The organism is Collinsella sp. LCP19S3_B7, from assembly GCF_052121795.1.
GTDB lineage: Bacteria > Actinomycetota > Coriobacteriia > Coriobacteriales > Coriobacteriaceae > Collinsella.
Genome location: NZ_JBQKDO010000009.1, coordinates 60418 through 77957 on the forward strand (window position 1 = coordinate 60418; position 17540 = coordinate 77957).

The window sequence follows — 17540 nt, forward strand, 5'->3', positions numbered from 1 at the left end:
GGGGCAGAATAGAACGCAGGAACCTACGCCAGCACGCCGAAGAACGCGCCGACGATGCCCACGGCCATGGTGGCCACGATCAGCACCATGGGGTTGATCTTCTTGGACAGCAGCCAGTAGTACAGCCAGAAGGCGAGCATGCCGAGCATGCCGGGCATGATGCCGTCCAGGATGTCCTGGAGGGTCTGGGCGTCCTCGCCCGAGCCGATGGCCACCGGGATGCTGGCCCAGAACATGTCCTTGCACATGGCGCCCACGACCATGACGCCCACGATTCCCACGCAGGTCATGATCTTCTGCATGAGGCCGGTCCTCTGGGCCTCGTCCAGGAAGCCCACGCCCAGCTCGTAGCCCTTGACGGCGCCCCAGACGCGCAGCGCGAAGCCGGGGACGTTGTAGATGAGCAGGAAGGCGATGGGGCCGAAGGGGTTGCCGGCCTGGCACAGGCTGATGCCCACCGCGGCGGCGACCACGCGCAGCGTCGACAGGAAGATGGAGTCGCCGATGCCGGACAGCGGGCCCATGAGGGCGGCCTTGACGTCATTGACGCTCTCGGGCTCGATCTCGCCGCGGGCGACCTTCTCCTCCATGGCCATCGCGATGCCGCCGACGAACGGGGCGAACTGGACGGTGATGTTGAAGAACGCGCAGTGGCGGTGCAGGGCCTCGGCGTAGTCGTCGGGGCGGCCGGCGTAGATCTTCTTGAGCATGTTGGCGACCATCAGGCAGAAGGCGATGTTCATCTGCTTGTAGTAGGTCCAGGAGAACTCCATGCCCAGGGCGCCGACGTTGACGGCGCTCTTGACGAGGTCGGAGCGCGTGATCTTGTTCTCGGGACTAGAAGTCATCGTCCTCATCCCCTTCCGCGGAGAGCTGGGGCTGGGCTCCGCCCAGGCCGAGCAGGTCGAACTTGTCGATGCCGATGATGATGGCGATCAGGGCGACGCCCAGGACGGGCACGTTGGCGTAGGAGCACAGCAGGAAGCCCAGGAAGTAGAAGGGCACGAGCTGCTTGGTGAGCACAAGGCGGCCGAGCATGGCGAAGCCCATGGCCGGCAGGATGTTGGCGGCAACGCCAAAGCCAGCAAGGACAAAGGGCGGGATGAAGTCGAGCACGCCCTGGATGGCGTCAGCACCCAGATAGAACGACAGCGAGCACAACAGGAACGCCATGATGATACCGGTGGAACCGATCAGGAAGTGCATCGCATAGACGCCCTTAAGGTTGCCCTGGGCAGAGAAAACATCGGCGCGGTCAACCAAAATCGGCAGGGCGGCGTTGAGGATGTTCTTGATGGCAAGGCACAGCGTGGCGATGGGCATAGCGAGCGCGATGGCTGCCTCGGTGCTCTGGCCCAGCTGGATAGCGAAGGCACAGGCGAGCACGCCGCCGATCGTCTCATCGGGCGGCACGTAGGCACCGATGGAGATCGAGCCCATGAACAGCAGCTCCAGGCTCGCACCGATCGCGAGGCCGGACTGCAGGTCCCCCAGCACCAGGCCCACGAGCGGGCACAGGACGATGGGGCGGAACGCATAGAGCGTACCGAGCTGGTAGTCGAACTTACCAAACGCGGCGATAAGTCCGATGAGGATTGCTTGGACAAGCATACATCCCCCTTTCCTAATAGGACACTACGAAGAACCCGCAGGCTCTTCGAAATTAAACGCCTAGAGCACGCTGGCGCAGTCGACCTTGGGGTCGTCGGCCAGAGGACGAATCTCGACCTCGACGCCGCGGCTCAGCATCTCGCGCACATCGGCTTCCTCGGCCGCAGTCAGGAAGATCTGACGAGAGACCTGACGAGCATCGGGGCGCTTCTCGTCCTTGGGCTTGGTGTTGCCCAGGTTGACCGACTTGATCTGCGGGCAGCCCTCAACAAGCTGCTTTGCCTCAGCGATGGTGGCGACGCAGATGATCATCTTGTATTTGTCAGTCACACCCGAGTTAATGGCCTCGATGGCATTCGCCATATCTTTGATGACGAGCTTGCAGCCGGCAGGCTTGCCCATCTTGAGCGTCGTCTTCCACACCGGGTCGTTAGCGACCTTATCGCCCACGCAGAAGATGCAGTTGGAGCCAAGGCCCTGAACCCAGGAAACTGCGACCTGGCCATGAAGCAGGCGATGGTCAACGCGAAGTAGCTGAATCATAATGTGACCCCCCAAAGGTCTTGTGCCGTCTTACGGCGTGTCAGTAGGTGCTGCGGATTAGAACTCTTCTTCCTCGTCGCCATCGACCAAAAGATCGTTGACAAACTTCACGCGCGTATCGTCCGCAGCGACGATGGCGCGAATCGTCTCCTCAACCGGCGCCGACTCGTCAGAGAACAGCAGCTGAATGAGCAGAGGAAGGTTCATGTTGGTAACGAGGTACGTGCGGGGACGCGTCTGGACGATCTTGGTGAACTCGTTGTTAACGCTGCCGCCAAAGAGGTCGGTGCAGACAACAACATCATCGTCGGCAGACATGCCTGCCAGCAGTTTTTGGGCCTCCTCGGCCACGTCCATGCGGCCATCGACGAACATCGAAAGATCGTGGACGTTGTCGCGAGCGCCCGAAAGCAGCTCGACGCTCTCCTTGATGCCGGTGGCGAAGTGCGCATGGCTGGCGATAATGTACTGTCTCATTCTGTGTTCCTCTCAATAGCCCGGCACGTTCCCGCACCCGTTTTCTTTAGTAGTCGAACTGGTGATAGTAGCGACGATACTTGAGGTTGTGCTTGGTGACCGTCTCGTAGTAGCGAGCCAGGCGGTCGGTCACGAGCACCGTCAGAATCCACGGGGAGACGATGACGCGGAACTCGTCGTCAAGGCCGGGGATCGCGAACTCGGCGGTGTCGATGATGTTGATGTCGGTGTCGCCGGTCACGCCGCGGGTCAGGAAGGCGCGGACGCGCTCGTCGAGCTTGCGGTTCTCGTCCTCGCCCATGAACAGGAACACGGGGACGCCGGGCTCCACGAGCTCGAGGGTGCCGTGGAAGAAGTCGGCCGAGGTGATGTAGCGGGTGCGCTTCCACTGCATCTCCTCGAGGATGCACATCGAGAACAGGATCGTCTCGCCCCACAGGGCGCCCGAGCCGATGAACATGGTGTAGGGGGCCAGGGCGTACTTCTTGGCGAGCTCCTCGGCGCGCGGCTCGAAGCGCTTGCGGATGTCGAGCATGTCCTTCCAGATGTCCTTGGTCTGCTCGATGAACAGGTCGAACTTGGGGAAGCAGCCGCGGCGGTTGAGCAGGCGCAGGCCGAAGCAGTCGGCGAGGTAGTAGCCCTTCTCGCAGCCGCCCGAACCATGGTCGGAAGCCATGGCGACGCAGTTCTCGGCGCCGACGGCCTGGCCGATCGGGCCCTCGGGCTTGGTCATGGCGTAGACGCGCACGCCCATGCCCTTCATCTTCTTGACGGCCTCGAGGACCTCGGGGGTGGTGCCGGACTCGGAGGCGGTGAGCACGACGGACTTCTCGGTCATGCGCTTGTGGCCGGAGACGTTCCACTCGGCGGCGTGGATCAGGTAGACCTCGAGGTCGCGGTCGCCGAACTTGTTCATGAGGTACTCGAGCTGCATGAGCTCGTCCCAGGTGCCGCCGACGCCCATCAGGAACACGGCGTCGTAGCCCTCGTCGGCGACCTTGTCGGCGAGCGCGGTCATCTTCTTGCCGGTCTCGTAGAGCGCCTTGCCGTCCTCGAGGTAGCCCTCCTGGTCGAAATGCATGATCTCGATCTTCTCGGTTTCCTTCATTTGTCTCTCCTTTCTGGGGTTGTTTCCACATCCCCCATGCCAACGGGCATCAAAACCCGCTTACATTCCGTAACACTCAGCCGCTTTGGCCTTAAGCGCATTGATTGACTCTTCGTAGCCCTCTGCCTTGACCTCCATTTGCTTGGAGACGGCATCGAGATACGGGTGCACGTCCCATGACTTCAGACGCTCGGCGATCATGGCCGCAACCGTCTGGAAGAACACAAGATTGGGAATTGCGCTGAGCAGCGGAGCCACCTGAGGCACCGCAACCTCGTGAGCCCTACCCTTGGGATGGGCCGTGAGCAGCACCGTTTTTGCCGTAACGTTCGATAGCGCATCGGCGATATCCGCAAGACGCTCCGACCCCTGCGGATCGTCGACGATAAACACCAGATAGCCCGGAACGATCTGCATCTCGGGACCGTGGACGAACTCCTCGCCTTCGTGATGCATGGCAGGAATCTTGATGGTCTCGCTCAGCTTGAGCGCCGCCTCCTCGGCAACACCGTAGTTGGGGCCGTTGCCGACGACCATAGCGGGCGTGTGCTCAGAAAGCTCGAGCATGTGGTCTTGGACATATGCCTCGGCGGTCTTGCACATCACGGCATTGGCCTGGATAGCCTCGCGCAGGTCGTCAAGACGCTGGGCAACGCCCTTGGCGTCAATCGTTCCGCGCGCCTGACCGCCGTAAATACCAAAGAGCACCAGGTACTCAACGAGAACCTCGACGCCCAGAGTCACAAAGTCCACCGACTCGACGCCCACACCGTAGTCAAGAACGATGTCAGCGTATTCCTTGATGGGTGCCTCGACGTTTGCCGTGAGCGCAACTGCAGCCATATCGTGTGCGCGCATGTAATCGAGCGCCGCAATCGTATTGGTTGAATAGCCGCTCTGCGAGACGGCAATGTTAAGCGCATGCTGTGGATAGGTGTGTTCAAAATCGACGAAGGCCTCGGGCGTCACGACGGACACCTGCATCTGCAGCGCATCTTGCAGGTAATCGCGGGCGCAATCCGCAGCATGGCGCGACGAACCCGAAGCAACGATGCGCAGCGCGTCAAAAGAACCGGACTGGAAAATATCAACGAGCTGCGCTACCAGCTCAGACGAACGCTCGAGGTTCTCTCCCATACGCACATGGGCAAGCTGAACGTAATCGAGCATCTTCATCGTCTCACCTCGTAACAAATCATTAGTATTTGATACCAATCACAGTTACAGGTTACGGCTTTTTGATACCTCTTTGTCGATTAATTTATCCCCTTCGGCGAACGGTCGATTTTGAGCCATGTAAGGTTGTATATACAGTCGGTCAAATTGCCCAAACAGACCGGCTGTTACCGCGCGCGATGCAAAGCCCCAGCTAGTACGTATAGGTGTAGCCGCCCGCATCGCCACGATTGAAGGACTTTACATACTCGATAGCCTGACCGCTCGCGTCATAGCTCACGCATTCCAAAAGCAAAACAAGATCCCCTTGTTCCAAGCCAAGCAAGCCCGCGTCGCGTGCGCCCACCGCCTCGATATCGAGCTTCTCCTGAGCCATGACCGGCTTTCGGCCTAGCATCTCATAGGTCTCGTACAAGCTGAAGACCGACACGTCAATATCTTCGATTGTGGGAAACAGCCGGCACGGGATGAACGCCATCTCAATCGATACGGGATCGCCGTTGACGCAGTTCAAACGCCGAATCGAATACAACAAATCGTCCTCGGCAATGCCAAACAGGTTGGCATAATATGGGCCCGCATAACGCTTGGAACGCGCGAGGATACGGACGGACGGCTCGCCGCCCGAAGCACGAACCGACTCGCGAAAGCCTCCTGTTCGCTCGTAGGCAACGGGTACTTTCTGCGCCACAAACGCGCCCTTTCCGCGGACGCGTCGAATCTGCCCGCGCCGAACCAGCTCATCGACAGCGCTTCGGATGGTCAAGCGTGTCGTACCAAATTCCTCGGCGAGGTCTTTTTCGGACGGAATCATGGAACCCGTGGGATATATACCGCGCTCGATACGTTCCTCGATGCGGCGTCGAATGCGCATATAAACCGGGGTGGCATCTACTGTTTCAGCCATTGTTCACCTGCCACGCTTCTCATTCCGTTCTTTTCGCCGTTATCGGCAAAGCGGAACTTTGTGGGCAAAATCACCGATTTGCAATGCTCCACAAAACGCATGTCCTTATCAAATTCGATCGAGCTCTCATAGAACACCGGCGTTCCCTCTTCTTGCTGGAGCAGCTCGGCCTCCTCGACGTTCAAACGCGAGATGGAGATATGCTCACGTCCATGCTCAACACGCACGCCACCTTCTTTGAGCAAGACATCGTAAAGGCTCTCGCACTCAAAATCGTGCTCGGTAAGCGATGGGCACAGGGACAGGTTAACGTGAGCCGTCTCGATTGACGCCGGCTCGCCCTCTATAAGTCGAACGCGCTGCATGCGGAGCAAAGGAGCGCCTACAGACACCCCAAGCTTGTCGGCAAGCGCCTCATCCGCCTCGATGGTCCCGGTGGAAACCAGACGAGAAGAGGGGTGCAGGCCGGCAGTCCGCACAGCATCGGAGAAGTTATACGTTTCCTGGAAGATGTTCAGCGGCTTGGGAGGACACACATACGTACCCGATCCGCGACGGCTCTCGAGCGTTCCACAAGAGATGAGCCGCGTGATACCGGCGCGCAACGCTGTACGCGAAACGCCGATCTCTTCGCACAGCACGCGCTCGGCCGGCAGGCGATCGCCGCCGGCAAGCTGGTGGTGCTGGATATACCAAAGAATTCCCTCAACAGCACGATCTTTGGGGGGAATTGCATAAGATTCGCCTGCCATTGCACAGACTCCTCATTCAGAAACGTATGCCGCCAAAATTAGACCAGCCCTCCCATGGCATCAAATTCGGCCTTGATCTTCTCGGCAACATTCCGATACGACTTATATAGACTTGAATCGCGTTTGACTTCGTCGGTCATAACGGGAATCTCTAATTTGGAAACCTCGTCTTTTCCCGTCTGAACCGCCACAACAACGCCCATACCAAGACACATATTACGCTTGGCAGCGTTTATTTTCGCCGCCTTGGCAGGATTTGCCAGGATACGCTGGGCAAATTCCTGTTTTGAGACCACTTCCTCGGCCTCCGGATCGCCCGCCTCGGCCACTTCGCACTGCAAAACGTCCGCATAGTCAAAGATCTTCGGCTGCGCACCGCGCTGATGCACGGCCCACTTGCGACGCGCGGCATCCTGGTAGATGGCCGGCAAAAACGTAAACCGCGGCGGGTCCAAAATAGTATCCGTGATGGTAAACACATCGGGATCAAAGGCGTCCTGCGGGTTTTTCTTCTTGAACAGCCCCATATCAGCCTCCCGTACTAGCATTAAACAACTCAAGCCGAATATAGCACCAATTTCAAGCCGCCGCTTTACCGCATCGGTGCGTGGTGTCTATGGCTCGCCCAGCGGAAAAGTTCACGGACGAGGGCCGGGGCGGGGGGGGGGGGGGTTTTTTTTTGTTTTGTTGTGGTGTGCGAAAACACCAAAACCAACCCCCCCCGTCCCCGCCCCGGCAATGCAATCTTGGCTAACCATAGTTAGATGCACGGCTTCTAAGGCAGCGTTAGCAAGGTCCCCATTACATAAAAAAGAATCAGCCCCCGCATATCGAAACGGTCGAGAGGCCGCCTCCGGGCGGGTGCCTTCCTCTGAGAAGTTCGCGAAGCCCACTTCTCAGAGGAAGGCACCCGCCCGGAGGCGGCCCCAGCGCGAGACCGTCCCGGATGCTATTCGTTGTCGCCGGCAGTTAGCTGCGTTGCGGAGAGTACGCCGTCGGCAGCGGTTGCGGCTGCGGCGTCGGGCCAGACCCAGTCGGTAAAGGCCGGGTGATCGAAGCCCTCGTCGCACGCGAACTCAAAGGCCTCGGTGCGGAAGGCCTCCCACTCATCAATCTGCTCGGCAAACTTATCGGCGTCAACCATGCGCAGTACGTCGGCGGCCAGGGCCCAGCGGTCCATGTTGTTCAGGCGCAGCATGTCAAACGGCGTGGTCGTGGAGCCCTTCTCCTCGTAGCCGTGAACGCGGAAGGCATCGTGGCCGGGACGGTTCCAGATCAGACGGCGAATCGTGCCGGCATAGGCGTGGAATGCGAAGAGCACGGGCTTCTCGCCGCGGCCAAACAGCTCAGCCCAGCGCTCATCGCTGATGGCTTGGTCGTTCTCGCAGACGTTCTGGATCTTGAGCAGATCGACTACGTTGACAAACCAGACCTTGATGCCCAGCCCGCGCAGCATATCGGTTGCGGCCAGTGCCTCGAGCGTCGGCACGTCACCGCAAGTAGCGACCACGACGTCGGCCTCGGCGAGCGAGTCGGCAGTCGATGCCCACTCCCAAGTCGCTACGCCCTCGGCGAGCTCAGACTTGGCCTCGTCGACCGTCTGGAAGGTGGGGGCGGGCTGCTTGCCGCAGAAGATGGCATTGACGCAGTCGGTGGACTGGTAGACGCGCTCGGCCACAGCAAGGGCCATATTGGCATCGGCCGGATAATAAGCATTCACGACATGCGTGTCGTTGGCCTTGTTGAGCAGCAGGTCGATAAAGCCGGGGTCCTGGTGCGAAAAGCCGTTGTGGTCCTGGCGCCAGACATGGCTCGACAGCAAAATGTTGAGGCCGCTGATAGGAGCACGCCACGGAATCTCGCGCTTGGTTGCTTCGAGCCATTTGCAGTGCTGGTTGACCATGGAATCGACCACGTGGACAAAGCTCTCGTAGGAGCTCCACACACCGGAGCGGCCGGTGAGCACGTAGGCCTCGAGGAAGCCCTCGCACTGGTGCTCGGACAGCTGCTCGACAACCTTACCGGAACCGGCCAGCAGCTCGTCGTTAGCATCGTCCTCGTAGAAACCGGCATCCCACTGCTTCTTGGTCACCTTATAGGCAGCCTGCAGGCGGTTGGACGCGGTCTCGTCGGGACCGAAGATGCGGAAAACATCCATGTTCTTGGCCAGAACATCGGCAGTGTACTCACCAAAGACGCGGGCGGCCTCGGTGGAGCCCCAGCCGTGGCCCTTACTTGCGACGGGGATCTCGTGAGCGTGAATATCGGGAAGCTCGAGCTCGCGGCGTACCTTGCCACCGTTCGCGTTGGGATTGGCGCCGATACGCAGCTCGCCGGTCGGCATAAAGGCCGTCACCTCGGGGCGCACCTGGCCCTCGGGCGTAAAGAGCTCCTCGGGCTTGTAGGAGCGCAGCCACTCGCGCAGCACGCGGAAGTGCTCGTGGGTGTCCTTGGCACTCGCCAGCGGCACCTGATGGGCGCGCCAGGAGTCCTCGGTCTTCTTGCCATCAATCTGCTTGGGGCAGGTCCAACCCTTGGGCGTACGGAACACGATCATGGGATAGGCCGGACGGACCACGGTCTCGCCCGCAGCGGCCTGAGCCATAGCGGTGGCCTTGATGTCGCAGATCTCATCGAAGACCTGCTCGAACAGGGCGGCGAAACGCGCATGAATGCTCGCATGGCTCTCGTCGTCAAAGCCGGCGACAAAGAAATGCGGCTTATAGCCCATGCCCTCAAAGAACTTGGTGAGCTCCTCGTCGGACACGCGGGCAAGAATGGTGGGGTTGGCGATCTTGTAGCCGTTGAGGTGCAGGATCGGCAGGACGATACCATCGGTTGCCGGGTTCACGAGCTTATTAGACTGCCAAGAGGTCGCGAGCGGACCGGTCTCGGACTCGCCGTCGCCCACCACAGCCACGGCCAGCAGGCTCGGGTTATCCATGACGGCACCGTAGGCGTGGCTGAGCGTGTAGCCGAGCTCGCCGCCCTCGTGGATGGAGCCAGGCGTCTCAGGCGCAAAATGGCTCGGAATACCGCCGGGGTAGGAAAACTGGCGGAAGAACTTCTGCAGGCCGGCCTCGTCATTGGTAATGTCGGGACGAATCTCGCGGTAGGTACCATCGAGCAACGACTGGGCGGTGCCAGCGGGACCACCGTGACCCGGGCCCATCAAGAAGATCGCGTTCTGGTTGTGATCGGCGATGAGGCGGTTGACATGACCGAACAGGAAGTTGATGCCGGGCGTGGTGCCCCAGTGACCGACCAGGCGGTGCTTAACGTCCGGGCGACCGAAGTCGCGCACCTCGCCGGTTTTCTCATCGACAAAGTCGGGGCGCATGAGCGGGTTAGAGCGAAGGTAGATCTGACCGACGGACAGATAATTCGATGCACGCCAATACAGGTCGACGCCCTCGAGCTCGGAAGCCGGCACCTCGTGGCCCAGCTTTTGCCACGGCGTCCCCAGTGTTTTAGCCATTGTTTATGTCCCTCCGCTGTGCGGTCGCCCTCCAATACGGCAACCATTCGTTGGGACTAGTATATTTGCTAAAACGTTTTATCATGGTGAAAAAACGTTTTATCACCCTTATCAATCACATCGATCAACAAAACGCGACATTCACCTGCGGCATTGTCTGCCACAAGTGCTCCACATTCGGTCTCTGCAAATTGATAAACATGTTTAGTTATGTTTAGTGAGCTCGAGCACGCTGCCCTTAACGATAAGCGCCGGCTCCAGGATGACCTCTTCGGCACGCCTACCGCCCCTACCGGCAAGACGCTTGGACATGCAGCCAAAAGCATGTTCCGCGAGGACACCAGGATCCTGCTCAATGGCGGTCAGCGCCGGCTCAAAGAGAACGTCGGCCGCCGAGTTGTCATAGCTCACCACCGAAATATCGCCCGGAATGCTCTTCCCCATCTCGTGCAAACGCTTGAGCAGACCGAGGGCAATGTTGTCCGAGCTTGCGAACACGGCAGTGGCGTCGGTTGCGAGCACCGCCTCCGAGGCCTCGTAGGCGCTCGGAATGTAGTACTCGCTCTCAAACTCCAAACGCGCGTCGATAGGCAGGCCAACCTCACGCAGCGCGCGCTCATAGCCGGCAAGTCGCTTGCGACCCGTATTGGAACGACGCGCATTAACCAAGCAGGCAATGCGACGGTGGCCCTGCTCGATCAGATAGCGGGTAGCCATATAGCCACCCATCTCGTGGTCGAACATCACCTTGTCGCACTCGAGCCCCTCAATGGCGCGGTCGACCATCACGGCAGGGATGGGTAGATGGCTGACCTCTTCGCGCAGGGCACGGTCGTCCGAGAACTCGTCGCCTACCACCAGGAAGACACCATCGACGCCGCGCGTCACCAGCTGGCGCAGCAGCTCCAGGTCGTCGTCGGCGCTTCCGCCCGAGCTGGTAATAAAGAGCGCATAGCCGTCCTCGCGGCAGCGCTTTTCCAAGCTACCGGCAAGTGAGGCAAAAAATCGGCTCTCGATGTTGGGGACGATAAGACCCAGGGTGCGTGACACGCGCATGACCAGGCTGCGCGCAATCTGGTTGGGAACATAGTGGTTGCGCGCCGCGACCTCCTTGATGAGCTTGCGGTTTTCTTCCGAGATGCGACAAGGCCGATTGTTGAGAACAAGCGAGACCGACGAGGGGGAAAGCCCCACCTCCTGGGCGATCTGCTTGAGGGTGACTTTGTTGGCCATCTCGCTCCTTCCGGGTTTACGCGCAATCTCTTGAAAGTATAGCGACTGCCCCTCTACCTCGGTGATAAACACTTTACCAATCCGGTAGACGGCTGTTTTATCGCCGCCAGCGCACCAAATACGTCCAGGTGGGGTATATTGCAGTCGATTGATGACAACGACCACCAAAAGGCGGATATTCGGATGCACGAGAACGACTTTTTTAACGAGGACCTGCTGTGCGCGCTCGCTGGCGTTGCCGGCGAGGACAACGTGTTGATGAGCGAGCCCATGCGCGAGCACACCACGTTTAAGATTGGCGGCCCGGCCGACGTCTTTGTCACGCCCGACACCGAGCAGGGCCTCGTCGCCACGCTCGATACCTGCTATCGCTGCGATCTGCCACTCACCATCGTGGGCAACGGCTCCGACCTGCTCGTCGGCGACAAGGGCATACGCGGCGTCGTCGTAGCGCTAGGCGAGGGCCTTTCCGACATTACCGTCGACGGCACGCACGTTACGGCAGCAGCCGGTGCGCTGCTTTCGGATGTTGCGGCCGCGGCAGCCGAGGCCGGTCTCACCGGCATGGAGCCCATCTCGGGCATCCCCGGATCGGTCGGCGGCGCCTGCTACATGAACGCCGGCGCCTACGGTGCCTGCATGGCCGACGTGCTGGAGTCTGTACGCGTCTACAAGCCCGCCCGCATGCTCGACGACGGCACCCGCGGTAGCGGCAGCATCATCAAGTTCGATGTCGACGAGCTCAATCTGGGCTATCGCAAGAGCCGCATCGCCGACGACGGCTTCATCGTGCTTTCGGCCACCTTCAATCTCGCCCCGGGTAACGCCGCGATGATCAAGGCCGACATGGACGACTACCGTCAACGCCGCGAGGACAAGCAGCCGCTCGACATGCCGAGTGCCGGCTCCACTTTCAAGCGCCCCGAGGGCCACTTTGCCGGCAAGCTCATCATGGACGCCGGGCTGCGCGGCCACGCTGTCGGCGGCGCCCAGGTGAGCGAAAAGCACTGCGGCTTCATCGTCAACGCCGACCACGCCACCGCCGCCGACGTCGACGAACTCATCCGCCACATCCAAGCAACCGTCAAAGACCAATTCGGCGTAGACCTAGAACCCGAAGTCCACCGAGTAGGCGAATTTTTATAAAAAGAAGGCCCCAAAAGGGGCCTTCACCATATTTATTCAGATAACCCAGTCCGGTGTGTCGTGCTCAGGACCCGTGAGGGCCGGGACAGTCCGAGAGGCATAAGGTTGATCGCGAGTTCCGCACGAGCCGGAGAGCACTTAATGTGCTCTCCGCGCGAGCAGGACTGCCCGAGCAGGCAACCTTATGCCTCGCCCGCAGTCCCGGACCAAGCCGCAGCTACGACAGCGCAATACCGCCAAGCCAGCCCCAGCGCACACCAGAGCCAGTGCCGTAGAACCCAATGAACGAGTCAAGCGACCTCGACGTGATGGCGCCTTCGTTGCTCATAACGATGCCGCCGCCAACATAGATGCCCACGTGTCCGTACAGCAGACCCGGCATACCGGTGCCACTGTGCGACGAGTCGGCCACGATCATGCCCACCTGCAGCGCCGAACGATCGGAGCTGTAGCACCAGGCGTTAAACATGTCGCACGCGTTGCCACCAAAGTAGCCCACGCCGGCGTTACGGAAGACGTTGGTGACCCAGGCGGCGCACCAGTTTAGGCCAGGCGAAGGCGTAGAGTAGCATGCGTTGACGACAGCCTGCTGCTTGCCCGAGCCGGCATTCTGTTGCGGATTTCCGGGCGCATACGATCCGCCACCCGAGCTCGAACCACCCGAGTAGGAATTGTTCTTGTTTGCGGCAGCCGCAGCAGCGGCAGCCTTCTTGGCGGCCTCCTCAGCCTGGGCGGCAGCGAGAATCTCGGAATCGCGCTGGGCCATGAGCTCCTTGACATCGTCGGAGAGGCCGTTCAGAACCGTCTGGACCTCCTGCTGCTTGGCCTGCATGTCCTGCATCTGAGCAGTCTGCTGGTCCTTGAGCTTCTCCAAGTCGGCTTTTTGCGACTCGAGCTCGGACTTCTGCGTATCGAGCTCTTTCTGGATGGTCTGGATATCCTCGATGGCGTCGCGGTCGCTCTTGTTGATCTTCTCAACATAGTGCGCATTGGCGACGAGCTCCTCAAACGAGCCCGAGGCGAGCAGCAGCGACAGGATGTTGGTGCCGCCCGACTTATAGTTGGCGGAAACGCGATCGGAAAGATCGCCACGCTTCTTTTTGAGCTCGGCCTTCTTTTCGTCAATCTGCGCCTGCGTGCTGTCAATCTGGCCCTGTACGCTCTCGATATCGTTGAGGGTCTGGGCGTTCTTGTTGGCCAGCGCCGCGTATTCATTTGCGATGCTGTCGAGCTGGGCCTGGACCTCGTCAAGCTGAGCCTGGGCCGCATTGAGCTTGTCGGTGGTTTCCTTGGTGGCCTCCGCAGCATGGGCGCGAGCGGGCAGACCAAAAAGAACGGCTGCAGAAGCGGCGCCGAACAAGGCCTTGAGGGCAGTGCGACGCGAAAGCTCCTGGGAAAGGATGGAATCGCTGTTTGGTGACATATCTACTCCGTTACATGTTTATTTATATGTCGCTCAACTCATACATATTAGCGTACATCCGACGCGTCCCAACGATTTCCACGAACGGCAGGAAACCCCATGGTCGGCGGCTCGTATGCAAACGTCAAAGTCAAGGTTATGCCCACGCCAAACATTTCCATGAGTACGTTAGCATGTTCGTCTGCTTTTCCTGCCCTGCACGTTTTGGGTGCCCCTGCCTGCGCTATACTCCCTCAGGAAGTGTTCCTGATTCGATAGGAGACTACATGTCCAAAGCACTCGACCCCAAAGACACCTGCGTCCTCGTAACCGGTGGCGCCGGCTTTATCGGCTCGCACACCGTCGTTCAGCTGCTCGAGGGTGGCTACCAGGTCGTCATCGTCGACGACCTCTCCAACTCCAGCGCCGTCGCCGTCGACCGTGTCAAGACCATCGTGGGCGACAAGGCCGCCAAGAACCTCACCTTCTACGAGGCCAACGTGCTCGACCGCGATGCCATGAACAAGATCTTCGATACCCATCAGATCGACCGCGTCATCCACTTCGCCGGCTTTAAGGCCGTCGGCGAGTCGGTGAGCAAGCCCGTCGAATACTATCACAACAACATTGAGAACACCCTGGTGCTCGTCGACGTTATGCGCAACCATGGCTGCAAGTCCATCATCTTCTCGAGCTCCTCGACCGTCTACGGCGATCCGGATAACCCGCCCGTCACCGAGGAAGACCCCAAGAAGCCCGCGACCAACCCCTATGGCTGGACCAAGTGGATGATTGAGCAGATCCTTATGGACGTTCACACCGCCGACCCCGAGTGGAACGTTGTGCTGCTCCGCTACTTCAACCCCATCGGCGCACATCCGTCGGGCCTGATCGGCGAGGACCCCAAGGGCATCCCCAACAACCTGGTGCCTTATGTCGCGCAGGTTGCCGTGGGCAAGCTCGAGGCCGTTCAGGTCTTTGGCAACGACTACCCCACCCCCGACGGCACCGGTGTGCGCGACTACATCCACGTGTGCGACCTGGCATCGGGCCATGTGGCCGCCCTCAACTGGATGAACGGCAAGACCGGCGTTGAGATCTTCAACCTGGGCACCGGCACCGGCACCTCGGTGCTCGAGGTCGTCGCCGCCTTCTCCAAGGCCTGCGGCAAGGAGCTGCCCTATGTGATTCGCGAGCGCCGCGCCGGCGACATCGCCGCCAACTGGTGTGATGCCTCCAAGGCCGAGCGCATGATGGGCTGGAAGGCCCAGTACGACATCGCGGACATGTGCCGCGACAGCTGGAACTGGCAGAGCCACAACCCCAACGGCTTCGCCGACGCCGAGTAGCAAAAACCTACACACCGTTCTTGCCCCGATCTCACGATGTGAGACCGGGGCTTTTTCATGGCATGTAACCATTCGCCGAAAATCGACCAACTTTTTTATCTTGCCTATACATGTTTAAACAACATGTATACAATAGGTGTATCGAATCAGAACATCGGAGGCGGACTGCACACCCATCGGCAGGCCGACCCCACAACGAGAAGGATAGAAGACGGCCTTGCCAGTTGCGAACTCGTTGGTGGCGTCGTCGCCGGTCTTGGAGGCAAGCTGCGAAGGATCGCAGGTGGAGTCGGTGATGTACAGGTCGAAGATCTGCTTAAAGTTGTCGAGATACTCGCCCTTAATCTCGTCATCCTCCTGGTTGTGCTCCTTCTCGAACTCGTAGTAGAGCGGGAGGTTGGCGAGGTGGGTGGTGTAGCGCCAGCTGGAGGAGTCATCCATGCCGGCGGAAGTGAAGGCACCGTCAACGCCAAGCTCGTCCTTGCGGGCCTGAATGTCATCGGCGCAAGCCTTCAGCTTGTCGAAGGAGTTGATGTCCTCGGCCTTGTAGCCAGCCTTCTCGAGGAGCTGCTTGTTGTAGATGATGCCGTAGCTCTCCTGGACCCAGTCGATACCTAGATCCTTGCCGTCGGACTGCAGAGCCAGGGAGTCGTCGACGAGCTCACCGCGGACCTTGGTATCGGACAGGTCGGCGCAGTAGTCCTTTCAGTTCTTAAGACCGGTGGGCCCGTTGACCTGGAACAGGGTCGGAGCGGAGCTCTTGGACATCTCGGACTTGAGCTTCTCCTCGTAGGTGTTGGAGGCGGCGGTCACGATCTTGACCTCGACGCCCTTCTCCTCCTTGTACGCCTTGGCGATCTCCTTCCACTCCTTGTCGACCTCGGGCTTGAATTGGAGGAAGTAGACCTCGGCAGCGTCACCAGAAGCAGAGGAGCCGGAGCCGGCGGAGCCACCGCAGCCCACGAGACCCAGGCCAAAGACCGTGGCGGCGCCCTTTGCCGCCGCCTTCGGAGATTGGTTCGGGGACTTTGCCCCTTTTTCTGATTTGTGCAATACGCTGTTTGCCTAGTTGTCTGAACAAGTATTAATAGAGCGGTAGAAAAACTTCGGTGAACGGTTCTTGATACATTCGTACTTGACAAATATTGTCTAAACAATTAAAGCGCCCCGTGCGGCCGATATCCCATCGACAGCACGGGGCGCTTCATATCGAAACGCAAGCTTATGCGTCTGTTACCTATCGTTTGGAATTGACGCGGTAATGGAAGATCTCGGGGTGTGTGCGAGCATGCGTCACCTCGAACAAGATGCCATCCGATGTGTACGACTGACTCTCCATGACGGCAACGCAGTTGTATTTGCCGAGGTCAAGATAGCTGCAGTCTTCATCGTTGGCGAGCTCGACACTCACCGTACGGCGACTCGCCATCACTTTGATGCCGCGCTTGTGCTCCAGATAGTCGTAGATAGATTCTGCCGCGATCTCGGGAGTCAGACCCTTGGCGATCGACTCCAAAAAGTAGCCATGGTCCACTTGGCGCGCGCTGCCGTTGAGGCTTCGGACACGCACTACGCGAATCAGCTCCTCGCCCACCTTAAAGCCCAGGCGACGAGAGAGCTGCTCGGTGCAGACCAGATGTTCAAAGGACTTAACGTCCGTCGATGCAACGGCATTGCTGCGCTTTGCAAATTCGCCAAACGACTCGACTTCCTCGAGTGCGCCCAGCATGTCGGTTTCGCCCTTGAGCCAAATAACGCGCACGCCCTTGCCGTGTATGGGCTGCACAAACATCTCGTCGGCCAGCATGCTCAAGGCGCGGCGGACGGTATTGCGCGTGCAGTCGAACTCTGCGGTCAGCTCGGCTTCGGTTGGCAGCATCTCCTGGAACGCATAGGTCCCGTTAATGATGCGCGAACGGATCTCGCGGTAGATTCCTTCGTAAATCGCTTTTGGCATGGCTTCACCTCTAATGAATATGTATGGCTAGGCACGATAGCATTTCTTGGGGTTGTTTAAACCGTCTATCGGCAAAGCACGGATTATTTACCGTCGACGGTTCCCCCGGCACCCAAATCGGACCGAATCAAAACCGTCAATGCGGCAAGCAGCCAGTCCTCTACAATGAGTTCATTGTTTAAACGTTCTTGCTCGCACAGCATGTTGCATCCGGAAGGCATATTATGCTGCAGAAAATCCAACGCTTTGGCGGGGCAATGTTCGCGCCCGCCATGCTGTTTTCCATATCGGGCCTTATGGTCGGCGTCTCCGCCCTCGCAACGTCTGCGGACATCGTCGGCGACCTCGCCGTATACGGAACCCCTTGGTATGTTTTTGGGCTATCATCCAGCGCGGCTCGT

The 17540-nt window shown here is 59.5% G+C and carries 15 protein-coding genes and 1 pseudogene; 2 read left to right on the plus strand and 14 right to left on the minus strand.

All coding sequences use genetic code 11. The features are described 5' to 3' along the window. Positions 1–23 precede the first annotated feature (23 nt). The 11 genes from ACTQW0_RS05320 to ACTQW0_RS05370 form a co-directional block, all read right to left on the minus strand. Complete coding sequence (locus ACTQW0_RS05320; protein WP_118935483.1) at positions 24–857, minus strand: PTS system mannose/fructose/sorbose family transporter subunit IID; 834 nt, start codon at positions 855–857, stop codon at positions 24–26. Beyond that, positions 838–1611, minus strand: coding sequence for a PTS mannose/fructose/sorbose/N-acetylgalactosamine transporter subunit IIC (locus tag ACTQW0_RS05325; protein WP_441567228.1), 774 nt, complete (start codon positions 1609–1611; stop codon positions 838–840). The genes ACTQW0_RS05320 and ACTQW0_RS05325 overlap by 20 nt, the downstream gene beginning before the upstream one ends. 60 nt (positions 1612–1671) lie before the next feature. Then, positions 1672–2154, minus strand: a complete 483-nt coding sequence (locus tag ACTQW0_RS05330; protein WP_427719850.1) for a PTS sugar transporter subunit IIB — start codon at positions 2152–2154, stop codon at positions 1672–1674. 57 nt (positions 2155–2211) lie between these two features. Continuing rightward, complete coding sequence (locus tag ACTQW0_RS05335; RefSeq protein WP_138374549.1) at positions 2212–2631, minus strand: PTS sugar transporter subunit IIA; 420 nt, start codon at positions 2629–2631, stop codon at positions 2212–2214. A gap of 46 nt (positions 2632–2677) precedes the next feature. Beyond that, a complete protein-coding gene (locus tag ACTQW0_RS05340; RefSeq protein ID WP_441069062.1) occupies positions 2678–3739 on the minus strand; it encodes an SIS domain-containing protein in 1062 nt (353 codons plus the stop codon). Between the two features lie 60 nt (positions 3740–3799). Further along, positions 3800–4915 carry an SIS domain-containing protein gene (locus ACTQW0_RS05345; protein WP_441042619.1) on the minus strand — a complete coding sequence of 372 codons (1116 nt, stop codon included), beginning with the start codon at positions 4913–4915 and terminating at the stop codon, positions 3800–3802. Between the two features lie 193 nt (positions 4916–5108). Next, positions 5109–5822 (minus strand): GntR family transcriptional regulator, encoded by a 714-nt coding sequence (locus ACTQW0_RS05350; RefSeq protein ID WP_427719867.1) that lies wholly within the window; start codon positions 5820–5822, stop codon positions 5109–5111. Continuing rightward, positions 5807–6574, minus strand: a complete 768-nt coding sequence (locus ACTQW0_RS05355) for a GntR family transcriptional regulator (RefSeq protein ID WP_441055349.1) — start codon at positions 6572–6574, stop codon at positions 5807–5809. Before ACTQW0_RS05355 ends, ACTQW0_RS05350 begins: the two co-directional genes overlap by 16 nt. A gap of 38 nt (positions 6575–6612) precedes the next feature. Further along, on the minus strand, positions 6613–7101 hold the full coding sequence (locus ACTQW0_RS05360) for a hypothetical protein (RefSeq protein WP_441560747.1): 489 nt from the start codon (positions 7099–7101) through the stop codon (positions 6613–6615). Between the two features lie 422 nt (positions 7102–7523). Further along, positions 7524–10052 carry a phosphoketolase family protein gene (locus ACTQW0_RS05365; protein ID WP_441038904.1) on the minus strand — a complete coding sequence of 843 codons (2529 nt, stop codon included), beginning with the start codon at positions 10050–10052 and terminating at the stop codon, positions 7524–7526. A 204-nt stretch (positions 10053–10256) separates the two neighbouring features. Further along, a complete protein-coding gene (locus tag ACTQW0_RS05370; RefSeq protein WP_441567229.1) occupies positions 10257–11285 on the minus strand; it encodes a LacI family DNA-binding transcriptional regulator in 1029 nt (342 codons plus the stop codon). Positions 11286–11468: 183 nt separating this feature from the next. On the opposite strand from ACTQW0_RS05370, the gene murB reads away from it, so the two are divergent. After that, a complete protein-coding gene (murB, locus tag ACTQW0_RS05375; protein ID WP_441038917.1) occupies positions 11469–12431 on the plus strand; it encodes a UDP-N-acetylmuramate dehydrogenase in 963 nt (320 codons plus the stop codon). 217 nt (positions 12432–12648) lie between these two features. Here murB and ACTQW0_RS05380 read toward each other — a convergent pair whose 3' ends face one another. Further along, positions 12649–13854, minus strand: a complete 1206-nt coding sequence (locus tag ACTQW0_RS05380; protein ID WP_441567231.1) for a PcsB-like coiled-coil domain-containing protein — start codon at positions 13852–13854, stop codon at positions 12649–12651. A gap of 266 nt (positions 13855–14120) precedes the next feature. Between ACTQW0_RS05380 and galE the strand changes: the two genes are divergently transcribed. Then, a complete protein-coding gene (galE, locus tag ACTQW0_RS05385) occupies positions 14121–15182 on the plus strand; it encodes a UDP-glucose 4-epimerase GalE (protein ID WP_154515134.1) in 1062 nt (353 codons plus the stop codon). Positions 15183–15296: 114 nt separating this feature from the next. Here the strand turns inward: galE and ACTQW0_RS05390 are convergent. Both ACTQW0_RS05390 and ACTQW0_RS05395 read right to left on the minus strand, forming a co-directional pair. Next, positions 15297–16145: pseudogene (locus tag ACTQW0_RS05390) on the minus strand (ABC transporter substrate-binding protein). Between the two features lie 274 nt (positions 16146–16419). Then, a complete protein-coding gene (locus ACTQW0_RS05395) occupies positions 16420–17139 on the minus strand; it encodes a GntR family transcriptional regulator (RefSeq protein WP_441055353.1) in 720 nt (239 codons plus the stop codon). Positions 17140–17540: the final 401 nt, after the last annotated feature.